Annotated in this window: 16 protein-coding genes; 9 read left to right on the forward strand and 7 right to left on the reverse strand. The window is 43.4% G+C overall.

Translation table 11 applies throughout. The features are described 5' to 3' along the window. Nucleotides 1-7,635, forward strand: coding sequence for a beta-ketoacyl synthase N-terminal-like domain-containing protein (locus AC0OMU_RS05825; RefSeq protein WP_474240962.1), 7,635 nt, complete (start codon nucleotides 1-3; stop codon nucleotides 7,633-7,635). A gap of 44 nt (nucleotides 7,636-7,679) precedes the next feature. Here AC0OMU_RS05825 and AC0OMU_RS05830 read toward each other — a convergent pair whose 3' ends face one another. From AC0OMU_RS05830 to aprX, 4 genes are all read right to left on the reverse strand, one after another. Beyond that, entirely contained in the window at nucleotides 7,680-8,897 is a 1,218-nt protein-coding gene (locus tag AC0OMU_RS05830; RefSeq protein ID WP_474240963.1) for a cytochrome P450 family protein, read from the reverse strand. A 230-nt stretch (nucleotides 8,898-9,127) separates the two neighbouring features. Next, a complete protein-coding gene (ymzB, locus tag AC0OMU_RS05835; protein ID WP_047182638.1) occupies nucleotides 9,128-9,484 on the reverse strand; it encodes a protein YmzB in 357 nt (118 codons plus the stop codon). A 78-nt stretch (nucleotides 9,485-9,562) separates the two neighbouring features. Continuing rightward, nucleotides 9,563-10,387 (reverse strand): MBL fold metallo-hydrolase, encoded by an 825-nt coding sequence (locus tag AC0OMU_RS05840; protein WP_100506593.1) that lies wholly within the window; start codon nucleotides 10,385-10,387, stop codon nucleotides 9,563-9,565. 111 nt (nucleotides 10,388-10,498) lie between these two features. Beyond that, a complete protein-coding gene (gene aprX / locus AC0OMU_RS05845; RefSeq protein WP_042975826.1) occupies nucleotides 10,499-11,827 on the reverse strand; it encodes a serine protease AprX in 1,329 nt (442 codons plus the stop codon). Between the two features lie 224 nt (nucleotides 11,828-12,051). On the opposite strand from aprX, the gene AC0OMU_RS05850 reads away from it, so the two are divergent. The 3 genes from AC0OMU_RS05850 to AC0OMU_RS05860 all read left to right on the forward strand — a co-directional run bounded on the left by AC0OMU_RS05850 (nucleotide 12,052) and on the right by AC0OMU_RS05860 (nucleotide 13,794). Then, nucleotides 12,052-12,285 (forward strand): hypothetical protein, encoded by a 234-nt coding sequence (locus tag AC0OMU_RS05850; protein ID WP_014476869.1) that lies wholly within the window; start codon nucleotides 12,052-12,054, stop codon nucleotides 12,283-12,285. Between the two features lie 279 nt (nucleotides 12,286-12,564). Continuing rightward, nucleotides 12,565-13,272, forward strand: coding sequence for a poly-gamma-glutamate hydrolase family protein (locus AC0OMU_RS05855; RefSeq protein ID WP_100506594.1), 708 nt, complete (start codon nucleotides 12,565-12,567; stop codon nucleotides 13,270-13,272). A gap of 69 nt (nucleotides 13,273-13,341) precedes the next feature. Further along, entirely contained in the window at nucleotides 13,342-13,794 is a 453-nt protein-coding gene (locus AC0OMU_RS05860; RefSeq protein WP_015383720.1) for an OsmC family protein, read from the forward strand. A 13-nt stretch (nucleotides 13,795-13,807) separates the two neighbouring features. Here the strand turns inward: AC0OMU_RS05860 and ebrB are convergent, their stop codons facing one another. The 3 genes from ebrB to AC0OMU_RS05875 form a co-directional block, all read right to left on the reverse strand. Further along, on the reverse strand, nucleotides 13,808-14,161 hold the full coding sequence (gene ebrB, locus AC0OMU_RS05865) for a multidrug efflux SMR transporter subunit EbrB (protein WP_014476870.1): 354 nt from the start codon (nucleotides 14,159-14,161) through the stop codon (nucleotides 13,808-13,810). Nucleotides 14,162-14,174: 13 nt separating this feature from the next. Then, complete coding sequence (gene ebrA, locus AC0OMU_RS05870; protein WP_015483253.1) at nucleotides 14,175-14,492, reverse strand: multidrug efflux SMR transporter subunit EbrA; 318 nt, start codon at nucleotides 14,490-14,492, stop codon at nucleotides 14,175-14,177. A gap of 135 nt (nucleotides 14,493-14,627) precedes the next feature. Next, nucleotides 14,628-14,909: a hypothetical protein gene (locus AC0OMU_RS05875; protein ID WP_014664059.1), complete on the reverse strand. Its 282-nt coding sequence runs from the start codon at nucleotides 14,907-14,909 to the stop codon at nucleotides 14,628-14,630. Between the two features lie 88 nt (nucleotides 14,910-14,997). On the opposite strand from AC0OMU_RS05875, the gene AC0OMU_RS05880 reads away from it, so the two are divergent. The 5 genes from AC0OMU_RS05880 to AC0OMU_RS05900 all read left to right on the forward strand — a co-directional run bounded on the left by AC0OMU_RS05880 (nucleotide 14,998) and on the right by AC0OMU_RS05900 (nucleotide 17,499). Then, on the forward strand, nucleotides 14,998-15,411 hold the full coding sequence (locus tag AC0OMU_RS05880) for a YmaF family protein (RefSeq protein WP_100506595.1): 414 nt from the start codon (nucleotides 14,998-15,000) through the stop codon (nucleotides 15,409-15,411). Nucleotides 15,412-15,510: 99 nt separating this feature from the next. Then, the gene (miaA, locus tag AC0OMU_RS05885; RefSeq protein ID WP_069837521.1) at nucleotides 15,511-16,455 is read left to right on the forward strand and encodes a tRNA (adenosine(37)-N6)-dimethylallyltransferase MiaA; all 945 of its coding nucleotides are present in this window, start codon (nucleotides 15,511-15,513) and stop codon (nucleotides 16,453-16,455) included. A 39-nt stretch (nucleotides 16,456-16,494) separates the two neighbouring features. Further along, nucleotides 16,495-16,716 carry an RNA chaperone Hfq gene (gene hfq, locus AC0OMU_RS05890; protein ID WP_003221097.1) on the forward strand — a complete coding sequence of 74 codons (222 nt, stop codon included), beginning with the start codon at nucleotides 16,495-16,497 and terminating at the stop codon, nucleotides 16,714-16,716. Nucleotides 16,717-16,911: 195 nt separating this feature from the next. Beyond that, nucleotides 16,912-17,187, forward strand: a complete 276-nt coding sequence (locus tag AC0OMU_RS05895; protein ID WP_015383723.1) for a YmzC family protein — start codon at nucleotides 16,912-16,914, stop codon at nucleotides 17,185-17,187. Nucleotides 17,188-17,268: 81 nt separating this feature from the next. Further along, complete coding sequence (locus AC0OMU_RS05900) at nucleotides 17,269-17,499, forward strand: hypothetical protein (RefSeq protein WP_003245262.1); 231 nt, start codon at nucleotides 17,269-17,271, stop codon at nucleotides 17,497-17,499. Nucleotides 17,500-17,644 lie beyond the last annotated feature (145 nt).

Here is a 17,644-nt window from a genome sequence, read left to right on the forward strand (position 1 = left end):
ATGCTGAACACAGAAGACATTCTCTGTAAAATGCTTTTCGCACAATTACAGTCCATAGGGTTTTTCACAGAAAGTAAATCCCAGCCGGTATTGGAGAATTTCTATGGCAGATGGTTCGAAGAAAGCCAATCAATTTTAGAACGGCAGCAATTTTTGAAGCGAACGGAGAACGGACATGTTCCAACACGCTCAATAGGCACCATGAGCGAGCTGTGGAAAGAATGGAATGAACAAAAATCTGACCTGCTTCAAGACAATAATATGAAAGCCATGGTGACATTGGTGGAGACAGCACTTAAAGCCTTGCCGGAGATTCTGACCGGCAAGGCGTCAGCCACCGATATCCTGTTTCCGAATTCATCTATGGATTTAGTAGAAGGGGTCTATAAAAACAATCAAGTCGCAGACTATTTTAATGATGTTCTTGCAGATACGTTAACAGCCTATCTGCAAGAACGTCTGAAGCAAGAGCCTGAGGCGAAGATTCGAATATTAGAAATCGGAGCCGGAACCGGCGGGACAAGCGCGGCTGTTTTTCAAAAATTGAAAGCATGGCAGCCACATATAAAAGAATATTGTTATACAGATCTGTCTAAAGCTTTTTTAATGCATGCAGAAAATAAGTATGGTCCTGACAATCCATATTTGACATATAAACGATTTAATGTCGAGGAGCCGGCGTCTGAACAGCATATTGATGCGGGAGGCTACGACGCGGTCATCGCAGCAAATGTGCTTCATGCCACAAAAAATATCCGGCAGACATTGCGAAATGCAAAAGCAGTTTTGAAAAAAAACGGGCTGCTCCTTTTAAATGAAATAAGTGATCATAATATATACTCGCATTTGACGTTCGGCCTTTTGGAAGGCTGGTGGCTCTATGAGGACCCTGATCTTCGCATACCGGGCTGCCCGGGGCTGTATCCAGACACTTGGAAAATGGTGCTTGAGAGTGAGGGATTTCGCTATGTTTCCTTTATGGCTGAACAAACGCATCAGCTCGGCCAGCAGATCATTGCCGCTGAAAGTAACGGAGTCGTCCGTCAAAAGAAGAGAACGGGGTTAGAAGAAGATCTAAGCCATATACAAATGAATGCTGAAATCGATTATTCACAGGAAAGCGATTCTCTCATCGAACAAACGGCACAATTTGTGAAGCATACGCTGGCAAAATCAATCAAACTATCACCAGAACGTATTCACGAAGATACGACATTTGAGAAGTATGGAATTGATTCGATTTTGCAGGTGAATTTCATTCGTGAATTAGAAAAAGTGACGGGAGAGCTTCCAAAAACCATTTTATTTGAACATAACAATACAAAAGAACTCGTCGAATATTTAGTAAAGGGGCATGAAAATAAGCTCCGGACAGCATTGTTAAAGGAAAAAACGAAGCCTGCAAAAAATGAAGCTCCACTTCAAACAGAGCGTACAGATCCTAATAAGCCATTTACTTTTCATACACGCCGCTTTGTTACAGAGCAGGAAGTCACTGAAACTCAGCTAGCAAATACCGAACCACCAAAAAAAGAAAAGACAAGTAATTTGCAAGGAATACATTTTAATGATTCTAGTACAGAAGATATCGCAATAATCGGGGTAAGCGGGCGCTATCCGATGTCTAACAGTTTAGAAGAGCTTTGGGGGCATTTAATCGCCGGAGACAATTGTATTACAGAGGCACCGGAATCCAGATGGCGCACATCTTTATTGAAAACATTATCAAAAGATCCAAAAAAGCCGGCAAATAAGAAACGCTATGGCGGATTTTTACAAGATATAGAGGCATTTGACCATCAGCTTTTTGAGGTGGAGCAAAACCGGGTGATGGAAATGACACCGGAACTCCGTTTATGTTTAGAAACCGTCTGGGAAACGTTTGAGGACGGCGGCTATACGCGAACCCGGCTGGATAAATTGCGGGATGATGACGGAGTAGGTGTTTTTATAGGGAATATGTATAACCAGTATTTTTGGAATATCCCATCTTTAGAGCAGGCAGTCCTCAGCTCAAATGGGGGAGACTGGCACATTGCAAATCGCGTTTCCCACTTTTTTAACCTGACCGGACCGAGTATCGCTGTCAGCTCAGCATGCTCTAGTTCATTAAACGCCATACATCTTGCATGTGAAAGCCTGAAATTGAAAAACTGCTCAATGGCGATTGCTGGGGGTGTCAATTTAACACTCGATCTCTCTAAATATGATTCTTTGGAGCGTGCCAATCTGCTGGGAAGCGGCAATCAAAGCAAAAGTTTTGGCACAGGAAACGGGCTTATTCCCGGGGAAGGCATCGGAGCTGTCCTGTTAAAACCGCTTTCGAAGGCGATGGAAGATCGGGATCATATTTACGCTGTGATCAAAAGCAGTTTTGCCAACCATAGCGGCGGAAGACAGATGTATACAGCTCCGGACCCGAAGCAGCAAGCAAAGTTAATTGTCAAGTCGATTCAGCGGTCGGGCATTGATCCAGAGACTATCGGCTATATTGAATCGGCGGCAAATGGTTCGGCGCTGGGCGATCCTATTGAAGTAATTGCCTTAACAAACGCGTTTCAACAATATACAAACAAGAAACAGTTTTGTGCGATAGGCTCTGTCAAATCCAATCTGGGGCATTTAGAGGCGGCTTCCGGTATTTCTCAGCTGACAAAAGTGCTGCTGCAAATGAAGAAAGGGACGCTGGTGCCGACAATTAATGCGATGCCTGTCAATCCAAATATTAAGCTGGAGCACACGGCTTTCTATCTTCAGGAACAAACAGAGCCATGGCATCGATTGAATGATCCCGAAACTGGAAAACAATTGCCTCGCAGAAGCATGATCAATTCCTTCGGAGCGGGGGGAGCCTATGCCAATCTTATTATAGAAGAATATATGGAGACGGCCCCTGAGAAAGAACATATCGCTCCCCGCCAGCAGGAATTCACTGCCGTTTTTTCAGCCAAAACAAAATGGAGCCTGCTTAGCTATCTAGAAAATATGCAATTGTTTTTAGAGAAGGAAGCTTCTCTGGATATTGAACCCGTTGTACAGGCTTTACACAGGAGAAACCATAATTTAGAGCATAGGGCTGCATTTACAGTGGCATCGACTCAAGAGCTGATCGAAAAACTAAAGATATTCCGAACATCAAGAGAAAGCTCACTCCAGCAAGGCATCTATACATCATTCGATTTACAGCCATGTGCGGAATCAGCATCTAGGGATAGAGAAATAAACGCAGCAGAGCAATGGGCACAAGGGGCATCGATTGCTTTTAAAGAAGCTGGTATAGGGAACCGATCAGGCTGGGTTCATCTGCCTCACTATGCATTTGACCATAATACACCATTTCATTTCGATGTATCGTCTATCAATGAGAAATCGTCAGATGTTGAAGACAATATCAATCAGCCGGTCATTCAAGATCAATTCACTTATGATGAGCCTTACGTTCAAGGACACGTCTTCAACAATGAACGGGTGCTTGTCGGTGCCACATATGGCAGTCTGGCCATTGAAGCATTTTTTAACCTGTTCCCTGAGGAAAACAGCGGCCGTATCAGCAAATTAAGTTATATCAGTCCAATTGTCATCAAACAAGGCGAGACCGTTGAACTTCAGGCAAAGCCGCTGCAAAAAGATCAAGTCATAGAACTGCAAATCATGTATCGCGAGCCGTCCTCTGGTTTGTGGAAGCCTGCCGCAATCGGACAATGCGGAATCGGTTCTTTTGAGCCAAAAAAAGTTAATATCGAGAACGTTAAGCATTCATTAACTAAGCTTCATCACATCGATCAGATGTATAAAACCGGAAACGGTCCTGAATGGGGAGAGTTATTTAAGACAATTACTCATCTCTACAGAGATCACAAGTCTATACTGGCAAAAATTCGCCTGCCCCAAAGCGGGCTGGCAAACGGGCACCATTACACTGTAAGCCCATTGATGACAAACAGCGCGTACTTGGCTATCCTCAGTTTCTTAGAGCAGTTTGACATGACAGGCGGCTTCCTGCCGTTTGGAATCAATGATATCCAGTTTACAAAGCAAACGATAAAAGGGGATTGCTGGCTTTTGATTACATTGGTTAAGAATACAGGTGACATGCTGCTGTTTGATGTAGATGTGATCAATGAGTCGTCAGAAACAGTGCTGCACTACTCGGGCTACTCGCTTAAACAGCTTCGTATTTCGAATCAAAGAGGAAATCAAAATAAGGCCATCAAAGCCAGCAATCTGAAAGGTCGTATCAGAAGCTATGTAACAGAAAAACTGGCAGTAAACATGGCCGATCCGTCAAAATTGTCTCTTGCAAAAGCGCATATCATGGATTTTGGAATCGATTCTTCTCAATTGGTTGCACTGACAAAGGAGATGGAAGCAGAGACAAAGATCGAATTAAATCCGACTCTGTTTTTTGAGTATCCGACTATTCAAGAGCTAATCGACTTTTTTGCGGACAAACATGAAGCATCATTTGCTCAGCTGTTTGGTGAAGCTCATCAGCAGGAAGAACGCCCAGCTCAAATCGAAAACCAAATGAAACAGATTCCGGCATACGAGACGAACACGGATAAAACAATCGAACACGCGGCAGACGGCATAGCCATTATCGGCATGTCGGGACAGTTTCCGAAAGCAAACAGTGTAACGGAATTTTGGGATAACCTTATCCAGGGAAAGAACTGTGTCTCTGAAGTGCCGAAAGAACGCTGGGACTGGCGCAAATATGCCGCAGCCGATAAGGAAGGGCAATCAAGCCTTCAATGGGGCGGTTTTATAGAAGGAATAGGTGAGTTTGATCCCCTGTTTTTTGGCATATCGCCTAAAGAAGCGGCGAATATGGACCCACAGGAGTTTCTGCTCTTGATACATGCATGGAAGGCGATGGAAGATGCAGGCTTAACAGGGCAGGTTGTATCCAGCCGCCCGACAGGAGTATTTGTCGCAGCCGGCAATACGGATACAGCTGTGGTTCCTTCCCTAATTCCAAACCGTATATCCTATGCGCTTGATGTAAAAGGGCCAAGTGAATATTATGAAGCTGCCTGTTCCTCAGCTCTAGTGGCTTTGCACAGAGCTATACAGTCCATTCGAAACGGCGAATGTGAGCAAGCCATTGTCGGGGCTGTGAATTTGCTGCTTTCACCAAAAGGCTTTATTGGCTTCGACTCAATGGGCTATTTGAGTGAGAAAGGGCAGGCCAAATCCTTTCAAGCAGATGCAAATGGCTTTGTCAGAAGTGAAGGAGCAGGAGTTCTCATCATTAAACCATTGCAAAAAGCCATTGAAGATTCCGATCATATTTATTCGGTTATTAAAGGTTCAGGTGTATCGCATGGCGGCAGGGGAATGTCACTTCACGCGCCAAATCCGGCCGGCATGAAGGATGCAATGCTGAAGGCTTATCAAGGAGCGCAAATTGATCCCAAAACGGTGACCTATATAGAAGCGCATGGGATCGCCTCTCCATTGGCAGACGCGATAGAAATAGAGGCGTTAAAGTCAGGCTGCAGTCAGCTCGAATTGGAACTTCCACAGGAAGTACGGGAGGAAGCGCCATGTTATATCAGCAGCTTAAAGCCGAGCATCGGTCACGGTGAACTCGTCTCAGGCATGGCTGCTCTTATGAAGGTCAGCATGGCGATGAAGCATCAAACAATACCAGGCATATCCGGATTTTCGTCTTTGAATGACCAGGTGTCAATAAAGGGCACCCGTTTCCGAGTGACTGCCGAGAATCAGCAATGGAGGGATTTAAGTGACGATGCAGGCAAAAAAATTCCGCGCAGAGCGAGTATCAACAGCTATAGCTTTGGAGGCGTAAATGCGCACGTCATTTTAGAAGAATATATTCCTTTACCAAAACCACCGGTTAGTATGAGTGAGAATGGTGCCCACATTGTAGTTCTTTCTGCAAAGAATCAAGACAGGCTAAAAGCAATTGTTCAACAGCAGTTTGACTATGTGAATAAACAACAAGCACTGTCATTACAAGATTATGCTTATACACTCCAAACCGGCCGAGAGGAAATGGAAGACCGCCTGGCGCTCGTCGTCCGCAGTAAAGAAGAACTGGTAATCGGCTTGCAAGACTGCTTAGCTACAGAAAAAGGCGATAAGCCGAAAAGTTCTGTACCTGTCTTTAGCGGAAATGCAGAAAATGGCTCGTCAGATCTCGAAGCCTTGCTGGATGGTCCATTAAGAGAAATGGTGATCGAGACTTTGTTGTCTGAAAACAACCTTGAAAAGATCGCGTTTTGCTGGACAAAAGGGGTGCAAATCCCGTGGGAGAAGCTTTATAAAGGAAAAGGTGCCCGCAGAATACCGTTGCCAACCTATCCATTTGAAAAGAGAAGCTGCTGGAACGGCTTTCAAGCAGTAGAGAGTACGCCTTCTGTTTCACAGGATGAGCGTATCAACAACAACAGTGATCATCACATATTAGCAACTGTACTAGGGATGGATCCAGATGAACTGCAGCCTCATAAGCCATTGCAGCAGTATGGATTTGATTCAATTTCTTGCATACAGTTATTACAGCAATTGCAATCAAAGGTGGACCCTCTCATTGCCTTGACGGAGCTTCAAGCATGCCATACTGTTCAGGACATGATGGACTTGATCGCAAAGAAACAGGAGGATACATCCTTACAAAATGATCAAGCTCGCACGTTTCCGGAATTGATACCGTTAAATGACGGCAAGCGGGGGCGCCCTGTCTTTTGGTTCCATGGCGGAGTAGGAGGAGTTGAAATCTATCAGCAATTTGCACAAAAGAGCCAGCGCCCTTTTTACGGCATTCAAGCCAGAGGATTCATGACTGATTCTGCGCCTTTGCACGGAATTGAACAAATGGCTTCCTATTATATAGAGATCATTCGATCCATACAGCCTGAAGGTCCTTATGATGTAGGCGGATATTCCTTAGGCGGGATGATTGCATATGAAGTCACTCGCCAGCTGCAAAGCCAAGGCCTTGCTGTCAAAAGCATGGTGATGGTTGACTCCCCATATCGTTCTGAGACAAAAGAGAATGAGGCATCTATGAAAACGTCAATGCTGCAAACAATTAATACGATGCTGGCATCGATTGCGAAACGGGAAAAGCTTACGGATGTTCTCATCAGCCGTGAAGAGGTGGACATAAGCTTAGAGGATGAAGAATTCCTGTCTGAGTTGATTGACTTGGCAAAAGAACGAGGGCTAAACAAACCAGATAAGCAAATACGTGCGCAGGCTCAGCAAATGATGAAAACACAGCGCGCCTATGATTTGGAGTCGTACACTGTTAAGCCTCTCCCTGATCCTGAGACGGTAAAATGTTATTATTTCCGCAACAAAAGCAGGTCTTTCTTTGGTGATTTAGACACTTATTTCACTCTATCAAATGAAAAAGAACCGTTTGATCAAGCTGCCTATTGGGAGGAATGGGAGCGGCAAATTCCCCATTTCCACCTGGTGGATGTCGATTCAAGCAACCACTTCATGATATTAACCGAACCGAAAGCGTCAACAGCCATGTTAGAATTTTGCGAAAAGCTCTATTCAAACAGGGGAGTAGTGAATGCGAATTTCCTTAAGGCTTTCCGGAAGAAACATGAAGCGAGGGAAGAAAAAGAAACAGATGAATTGGTGAAGCGCTGAGAAAACACAAACGCCCCCTCTTTTAAAAGGGGGCGTTTTGAATGTTATTTTGAAAGTGAAACAGGGAGACTTTCTAATCCTCTTAAAAAGACATTTTTTCTCCATTGAATGTCTTCAGGTGCAACCGCAAGTTCAATATCAGGAAATCTCTTCAGAAGTGCGTTAAATGCAATGTGGCCTTCCAGCCTGGCAAGAGGCGCTCCTAAGCAGAAATGAATGCCAAAACCGAAAGAAATATGTCTGTTAGGCGACCGATTTATATTTAATATTTCGGGGTTTTCAAAAAAATTCGGGTCGCGATTGGCAGATCCAATGCCTATAAAAATCATGTCTCCTCTTTTGATCGAATGCCCCTTATATGTAAAGTCTTCAATGGCCCACCGATTTGCCATCATAACGACAGGTGAGGTGTATCGCAGCAATTCTTCAACCGCTGTAGCGATCATTTCAGGATGCTGCTTGAGCTTCTCACATTCCTTCATGTGCTGCAGCAATGCGAGGGTGCCTGAGCCGAGTAAGTTAACAGTTGTTTCAAGGCCGGCTACAACGAGCAAGAACAGCATCGAATAGAGCTCTTTTTCGCTTAACTTGCTGCCGTTTTCCTCAGCATGCACAAGTTTGCTGATTAAATCGTCTTTTGGCTTTATCCTTCTGTCATGGATCAGCTTGGCGATATAATCTTTAAATTCACGAAGGGCCTGATTTGTCAGCTCTCTATTACCTTCAGAGGTATCAACCATCGCATTGGTCCAGATTTGAAACTGTGACCGATCTTCTTTTGGGATTCCCATCAATTCAGATATAACAATAAAAGGCAAAGGGGAAGCGAAGGATTTCATGATATCCGCTTTATTTTCTTTTTCCATTTCATCTAAAAGCTGTTCAGCAATTTGTTCAATGCTACCGCGCAGATTTTCAATGGTTCGGGGAGTAAATGCTTGATGAACAAGTGATCTCAGGCGGGTATGGTCAGGTGTATCTTTTGCCAGCATATGATCGGATACAAAATCGATATCTTCACTAACGTTGAGCATTTTGATTTGTTCTTGGTTCATCACATTTTTTACGTCTCTTGTAATTCGATTGTCTTTTAAAAAGGCCATACAATCATCGTATCGGGTAATTAACCAGGCCGGATATGTGGCTCCGAACCGTTTTAATTCAAATCGGTGAATGGGCTCTTCCTCTCTAAATCGTCCTAAAACTGAAAAAGGATTGTGATGAAACTCTTTACCATGCGGATGAAACATCAATTTTTCCATTTGCATTCTCCTCGCCTAATAGGGTAAATAGATGAATCAAATTGCTGAACTAGTTTACAAAAAACAGAATGATTTGAAATGTAATCCTGTCTCTAAAACTATATATCTATTTTAGGAGTCATTCAATAGGGTGAAGAACGAAAAAAGTGAAAAAACGGCTCGATATAAAGCAGCGCCTTTGAACGAAAGCTCAAAGGCGCTACGCTGTATTATTTTGATGAAAGTGATTGTCAGCTGTGCTGGATATCAATTGTATATACTGCACGATCTGTTATGACCTTCAATCCTTCGTTTTCTTGGTGAATATGCATTTCACCTAATAAAGGAATCTCATAGGCATTTTGCGGAAGCGGTACGTTTCCGTCCTCAGTGAATGTTGTTCCTTCGCCTTCTAAAACAAGCTCTTCTTTCGCAACATAATCATCAGGATGATTCGTACTGCGTATAGCCACTTTTTGAAGGTGGAGAACAATCTGATCCAAGTCTGATATCTCTTCATCATGGGTCAATTCACCTTTTCTAATATCAAGCGTCTGGCCGACTTTTGATTCCAGCCATTGAGAAAGCTGTGTATTCGTGTGTGCCATCAATATTCCTCCTTTTGATCTACACGATACTATTCCCAATTGCTGCATCTTTTACACGGAAAAGAGCCGCCTCACTCTTTATGTATGAAACAATTCGCTGTTCAGAGCCTTGATATAGCGTACGGCAGAACGCTGGACCGCTTCGCCGGCATTTTCTTTGACAACTTTAGAAAAAGCATTGTAAAGCCGGTTGAATTGAAGCGGTTTTACTTTGGCTGCTATTTCTTCAACTTTGGAGGCGGGAAGGGGAATGAGGTTTGGGTAGCTGTACATAAAGCTGACCCAGTTTCGGTCCGCCGCAACCGTAATGATATCTCCGGTCAATAGACAGCCTTTCCCTTCATTGCCCTTGCTCCAATGCAAAACAGCACCGCCTTTAAAATGTCCGCCCAGTCGGTAAAGGTCCAGTCCCGGCTTCATATTGAGCGTTTCCCCTGACCAGAAGTGAATGTGATTGCTTGGCCTTGTCACCCATTCTTTATCATCCTCATGGATATAGATCGGGGCCTGAAATGCTTCAGCCCACTCAACCTGAGTAGAGTAATAATGTGGATGAGACAAGGCGATGGCTTGAATACCGCCTAATTCGTTGATTTGGTCAATTGTCTTTTGGTCAAGATATGTCATACAATCCCACAGCACATTGAAGCCCTTATGCTGGATAAGATGGGCTGTTTGTCCGATCGCAAACTCTGGTTCAGTTTTGATGCTGTAAAGATGCTCTTCTTCCTTTTGGAGGATGTTTTGAAGGTTTCCTTTCTCACGCATGTCTTCAAGGGTTGTCCAAGTTTGTCCATCGGGATGAATATACTGTCTTTCATCCTCGCAAATCAGACACGAGTTGGGCGGATCTACAGTCTGTGCATGTTGCACACCGCATGTATTGCAGATATAATATGGCACTTTCTTCACTTCCTTCATCTATTTTCCATTATTTTACCTTATGATTATGAATATTCAAACGAAAAAACCGGCAGTTCTGCTGAGAGAGAATTGCCGGCTTTTTGGTGCTTTTTATTGGCCGGGAACGGAATTTTCTGCGTTGACAGCGCCCGCTCCGTAGATATTCGGATCTTCATCTTTCCATTTGTCCGTGCCGTTTTTCAAAAGCTCTTTTACTTCATCAGGGGTAAGATCCGGGTTTTGCTGAAGAATTAAAGCTGCGATTCCTGCGCAAATCGGTGTTGCCATCGAGGTTCCTGACATTGTAAAGTACTGAGACCCTACACGGCTTGACTTTTGAAGCTTATCAATATAAGAATTCGGAGAGCGAAGGGAAATAATATTAACACCCGGCGCTAAAATATCGGGTTTTTCTTTCCCATATACTGTCGGGCCGCGGCTTGAGAAGGAAGCGACAGTATCATCATCGCTGCTTGCAGTATTGTTATCGTCAAGCGCACCTACTGTAATCACCTTTTCGCTCACGCCCGGGCTTGCAATGGTCTGCGAATCAGGGCCTGAGTTTCCGGCAGCGACACAGACGACAATCCCTGCGTTCCACGCTTCTTCAACCGCTCTGACTAACGGATCTTCCTGTTCATGATCATATCTAAGGGCATCGCCCCCGAGCGACATGCTAATAATATCAATCGGTTCATCGGGGTTGTCCTCATTGTATTGAATACACCACTCAACACCCTCTATAATATCTGCTAACGTTCCTGAACCCTGCTTGTTTAATACCTTTACGCCGATGAGATTGGCTTCCGGTGCAGGTCCGCGGTATTGACCGGAAGAGGATGCGCCGCTGCTTGCGACATCACCTGCACAGTGTGTGCCATGACCATTATCATCGTACGGCTCTGTTTTTTGATTGACCATGTCCGCGAATCCGATAATTCTGCCTTCTAGATCAGGATGCGGGTAGATTCCTGTATCGACAACAGCGACAGTAACGCCTTTTCCTGTCAGGGTTTGCCCGTTTCTGACGACTTCCTTCGCATGGCTTGCTTCGGTTGCCGTGTCTAAAAGCGCTTTGACTTCGCGGTTTAAATACACTTTACGGATATTGCTGCATTCAGAGAGAAGGGAATGTAATGCTGAAGGAGTAACCTCGGCGCTGCAGCAGTTGATTTTGTTGAAGCGGCTTTTTAGCTTGCTGCGTTTTTCTTTTTGCAGAACCTCTCCAGCCATTTGAAAGCCGGTCTCGTGACAGCCTTCCTCAAATTCGATAATGACTGACATTTTTTTTCTGTTTTGCAATTTGGTTTCGAAAAATTTATGCAAGAAGCAAGGAGTCCATTTGAAGGGCTTGTAAAGCTGCAATACGGTTTCCCGTAACGGCCAATCTAGCTTGTGAGCATTTGCTCTCACCATTTGTACCATAGAGTACCCAAACATGTATTTTCCTCCTATTATAAGGTTCTCTGTATACTCTATGAACAGATGATAGGTTTGGTAAGTTTGTTTGTCCTCTGTAAGAGACAGACAAGAGTTTGTTTTTCTGAATCTTTCGCATTAGATACGATAGATTCAGAAGTTGAGGAAATCATTGGGGATTGAAAAAGAACATTTGTTCGTATTATAATGTGATCATATCAAACTGGGAAGGGGAGAGCAACCGTATGAATTTCTACTTGCACCGATCATTGGAAAGCCAAATGCCAATCAGCATTATATATATGAAGAAAGACGGAACGATTAGTAAAAGAACGATTATTGTAAGACAGAAAAGCAAAACGAAAATCAAAGCATTTTGTTTTTCGAAACAACAGATCAGAACATTTTTATTGGACTCTATCCTCTCCTGTGACTTTGTGAGAACAAATAAGCAAAATCTCTATTCTGCAGGCCGGTAACAGCTGTCCGTCTCAGCAACCGGGCAGCCTGTTACTAAAACCCTCCTTAAACCTATATACATTTATTTGCCAAGTGAGGTTGTTCCTACCTTTTTTGTCTTTCCTCTCAACCTTTTTTCACTCTTATTTGAAATGAACCGCTAATAACCGTGACAATCAATTGATTTTTTGAAACCGGGAACTTTTTCACTGATGATATTGTGTATACAATGGTAAGATAAAACCTATTGGCTAAACCTCATATAATGAACCGCGCCATTCTTATGAAAGGAGTTAAACATGAGAAGATTTTTACTAAATGTCATATTAGTCTTAGCCATTGTCTTGTTCTTGAGATATGTTCATTACTCATTGGAACCTGAACCATCAAATCAGCCAGATACATATTCAAATTTCAGCAGCTTGGCAGAGAATGAGAGCCCAGCCGATTACGATATTTCATATAATGAGAAAATAGGAAGCAAAGTCTTAATTATGTCTCCGCATGGCGGAAGAATTGAAGGCGGAGTAAGTGAGCTTGTTCGTTATTTCAATAATGAATACTCTACATACCTGTTTGAAGGGTTGAAGTCCCACGATAACCAAACGCTGCACATTACAAGCACCAACTTTGATGAGCCATTGGCAAAAAAGAAAATCAAGGAGCATCAATATGTGGTGGCTTTTCACGGATATAAAGGAGAGAACAAGAATACGCTTGTAGGGGGAACAGACCGAAAGCGGGCGAAAATGATTGTGAGAGCCCTTGAGCGGAGAGGGTTTTCCGCTGAGTTAGCGTCGTCTAAAAGCGGTCTTGCTGGATTGAATGCCGAAAACATTAATAACCAAGGGGAAACGGGGCTAAGTATCCAGCTGGAAATCAGCCGTGAGCAGAGAGAAGCATTTTTTGATGATTTTTATTATAAAAATAGAAAATACACAAAGAATAGTGAATTTTATGCTTATGTCAGTGCGATCAAAGGTGTCCTGGAAAAAGAGTATTCGTAACAAGCAGATCAGAAGACAAAATAAGAGAAGATCAGTAGACTGAAATAGGATAAAAAAGGAGGCGAAACAATGGCAGATCATCATTTTTATTTAAAAGCGAATTGGCCGGGTAACCGCAATGATGTCGGTACGATTGAAAGCGGAAACCTCATCACATCGATTTCCATTCCTAAAGAAATGGATGGCCCGGGAGAAGGGACCAACCCAGATGAAATGCTTCTCGGGGCGGCAGCGACCTGTTACATTATTACACTTGCAGCGATGATGGAGAGAAGCGGGCTGGAAAAAGAAGACTTACAGATGGAGTCAGAAGGCATTGTCGACGTCACAAAAGGAGTCTTTACATACAAAAAGATCATTCACCGTCCCTCTGTCGTGCTTAAACATGATGCTTCACAAGATGACGTCGCATTGGCTCACAAGCTTTGTAAAAAAGCGGAGGCGTCATGCATGATTTCGCGTGCAATTCAAGGAAATGTCGAGCTGCAGCTTGAAGCCTCTGTGAAACTGGGTGGAGAATAAAGAAAACAGACGGTCACTCACAGACCGTCTGTTTTTTATCTTCAGCGTGGGCTTTCGATTGATTTAGCACGACCACGCCTGCAATGACAAGCGTGAGACCGAATACACCTTTTAAACTGATGGTTTCGCCAAAAAGCAAAAAACCGACAATTGCTGTAAGCGCGGTACCAACGCCCGACCATGTTGCATACGCGCTTGATAAGTCAATTGTTTTTAAAGAAAAGCTTAGAAACGTAAAAGCAGAAAGAAATCCGACTATGACTCCGGCAATGGGCCAGGCTTGTGTAAATCCTTCTGAAAGCTTCAGCATCGTGCTCCCAAACACTTCAGATACAATGGCGAGAGCCAAATAAAGCAATCCTCTCATCTTCATCACTCCTTTACTGCCAATTAAGTAACACGACCCCTGATAGTAATAAAAGAATCCCGATAAGCCCTTTGGCATTCAGATCTTCCTTGAACCATTTTACTCCGATCACTGTCGTCAGCACCGTGCCCGCCCCGCTCCAAGTCGCATAGGAGAGGCTCAGGGGAATATGGTTTAAAGTCAGGGACAGCATATAAAAGGCGAGGGAATAGCCAATAACGACCAAAGCACTTGGCTTCCACTTTTTGAAGCCATCAGATACTTTCAGCATGGCTGCTCCTATCGATTCTGAACATATGGCAATCGTGAGGAATATATATCCTATCAACATCATGAATTCTCCTCACTATATTTTTAGATTAGAAAAAAACTTCAGCTAGAAAAATATTAGTGTATGCCTATGTATGAGTCAAGAGATTCATTTTCACACACTTAAAAAGACCCCTTTTTAAGGGGTCTTTTGCGTTTAATAATAATAAGGGAACGGGGCATACGGATAATAGGGGTATCCGCCATACAAATAAGGATTAAATAAAGCGCTTCCTATAAGCCCGCCTGCAAGGCCGCCGATAAACGGTCCTCCAAAAAATCCGAATGGCCGGCCAAAACCAAATCCATAACCAAATCCGGGTCTTCCAAACCCGTAACCGAACCCGAACGGTCTTCCAAACCCAAATGGTCTCCCGAATCCGAACGGTCTTCCAAATATTCTTGTATCTTCAGGGCTGAAATTTTCTAACTCGTTCATGTTTTCTTTCCTCCTGTAATAAAGTGTAGATGATGCAGTGTATTCAGCCTGCCCGGATTTGATTGGGCGAATCGAGGAAAAGGAGGATGTGAACACATTGGGCCTGTATCAGTCTGACTGGTCAAAAGCACCGCCCCACGCACATGCTTATCATGTCAAAACAACGAGAGAACAGGGCCATTATCATCTCATTGAAGGGTTTACTCAGCCGGCAAACGGATCAAATACCGATCAGCATACACATTACTATACAGGGATCACTTCATTTGAAAACGGCCATTTTCATCGGTATTACGGAATCTCAGGGCCGGCGATTCCCTTAGCAGATGGCACACATTATCATGAAATCGAAGAAACGACGTATCTGGCCTATAACGAGCCGATTGAGATCCAGTACGGAGGGGTTGTGTACGATCCAGGAGATGACAGAAGAAAAACGCATCGTCATACCCTGAAAGGAAAGACAAGGGAAATTGTCGGCAATGAGCCGCTCTGCTGGTAGAAGGATGTTTACCGATGCAAAAAAAGGGCAAAATGGATAGGTGGTTGTCCATGTTGAATGCTATAATGGGGGGAGATTTATAAAAGAGAGTGATACATATTGAATAATACGAAGCAGCCCGTTGTCATTTTAGTCGGACCGACGGCAGTGGGGAAAACCAATTTAAGTATTCAGCTAGCCAAATCCTTAAACGCGGAAATTATCAGCGGAGATTCAATGCAGATTTATAAAGGGATGGATATTGGAACAGCTAAAATTACCGAACAGGAGATGGAGGGAGTGCCCCACCATTTGATTGACATTTTAGATCCCCAAGACTCTTTCTCTACTGCCGATTATCAAAGCTTAGTAAGAAATAAAATCAGCGAGATTGCAAATAGAGGAAAGCTTCCGATGATTGTCGGCGGTACAGGGCTTTATATACAATCTGTGCTTTACGATTATACATTTACGGAAGAGGCAAATGATCCCGTGTTTCGAGAGAGCATGCAAATGGCTGCTGAGCGGGAAGGCGCTGACTTTCTTCATGCCAAACTTGCTGCAGCAGATCCCGAGGCAGCAGCTGCGATTCATCCGAATAATACAAGAAGAGTCATTCGCGCACTGGAAATTTTACATACGTCCGGAAAAACGATGTCCCAGCATTTGAAGGAACAAAAACGAGAACTTCTGTACAATGCAGTGTTAATCGGCCTGACAATGGATAGAGACACACTTTACGAAAGAATTAATCAGCGGGTCGATATGATGATGGAGTCAGGTCTTCTTCCGGAAGTGAAGCGCTTATACGACAAGAACGTGAGAGACTGTCAATCAATACAGGCGATAGGCTATAAAGAGCTGTATGCATATTTTGACGGTTTTGTGACACTTTCCGATGCTGTCGAACAGCTAAAGCAGAACTCGAGGCGGTATGCGAAACGCCAGCTGACGTGGTTTCGCAACAAAATGCAGGTCACATGGTTCGATATGACACCGCCTGTTGATATGGAGCTGAAAAAAAAGGAAATTTTCACACATATAGCAGGAAAACTCGAACTTTAATCGAAACTGTATGATATAGAGAATCAAGGAGGACGAAACATGAAACCGATTAATATTCAGGATCAGTTTTTGAATCAAATCCGGAAAGAAAATACGTATGTCACTGTTTTTTTGCTGAACGGCTTTCAGTTGCGGGGCCAGGTGAAAGGCTTTGATAACTTTACCGTATTGTTGGAATCGGAAGGTAAGCAGCAGCTTATATATAAACATGCGATCTCAACGTTTGCGCCGCAAAAAAACGTCCAGCTTGAACTCGAATAGATCAAAAAATGCCATGTCAAGACATGAGGAAAGGCTGCCGGGGGTTCCCGGCGGCCATTTTTAACATGAATCCACTTTTGCTACAAGCTTTTTGTGTAAGCTGACCATGCCAAGGCACGGTCTTTTTTTATGAGAACAACATACGGAAGTAAAAATGGTATATTATGTATAAAATGAATTTGGGAGTGATCGACCTTGTTTGAAAGTGAAGCAGAACTGAGACGAATCAGGATTGCACTTGTATGGATAGCTGTTTTTTTACTGTTCGGGGCGTGCGGGAATCAAGAAACCATTATTGAAACAGACAGCGGCAATTCAGACTATGAAACGCCTCAGCCCACCTCGTTTCCGCTTGAACATAATCATTTTGGCGTTATGGAGGACGGCTATATTAAAATTTATGAGTATAATGAGTCCAGCAATGAGGTAAAGCTGAAGAAAGAATACGACACGGATGATGAACTTGAATAAAATTCACAAGCATCCGAATTTACAAAGCGGATACTACCCGCTAAACTAAATACAGACACAGATCAAACAGAGGGTGAAAACATGAAGCATAAAGTGATCGTGAATCATTGGGAAGAAATTTGCGAAGATGATTCTTGCTATGAATACGGAACAAGTATCATTGTGAACGGAAAAGAATTAATCAGAGAAGCGTCAATTATCACTGCTTTGAAGGCGGTTTTAGAAGAGATCGGCGCGGATGTTGAAATAGAAGAAACAGTAGAGAGCGAAAAATGCTGTGATAGCTTAAGAAAAAAAAATCTAGACTACTAAGCAGTTTTTTTTCATGTTATGATATACATCGGCTAAAAACGACACCCCGAGTAGGACGAGAGATGATTCTCGTTCTGCTCTCTTTTTTGGGCCCTAATGAGTCTGCCCATTTGCCTGATTTGATCAAAATATGAATTTTTCATAA

Source organism: Bacillus sp. FAU18, from assembly GCF_056033885.1.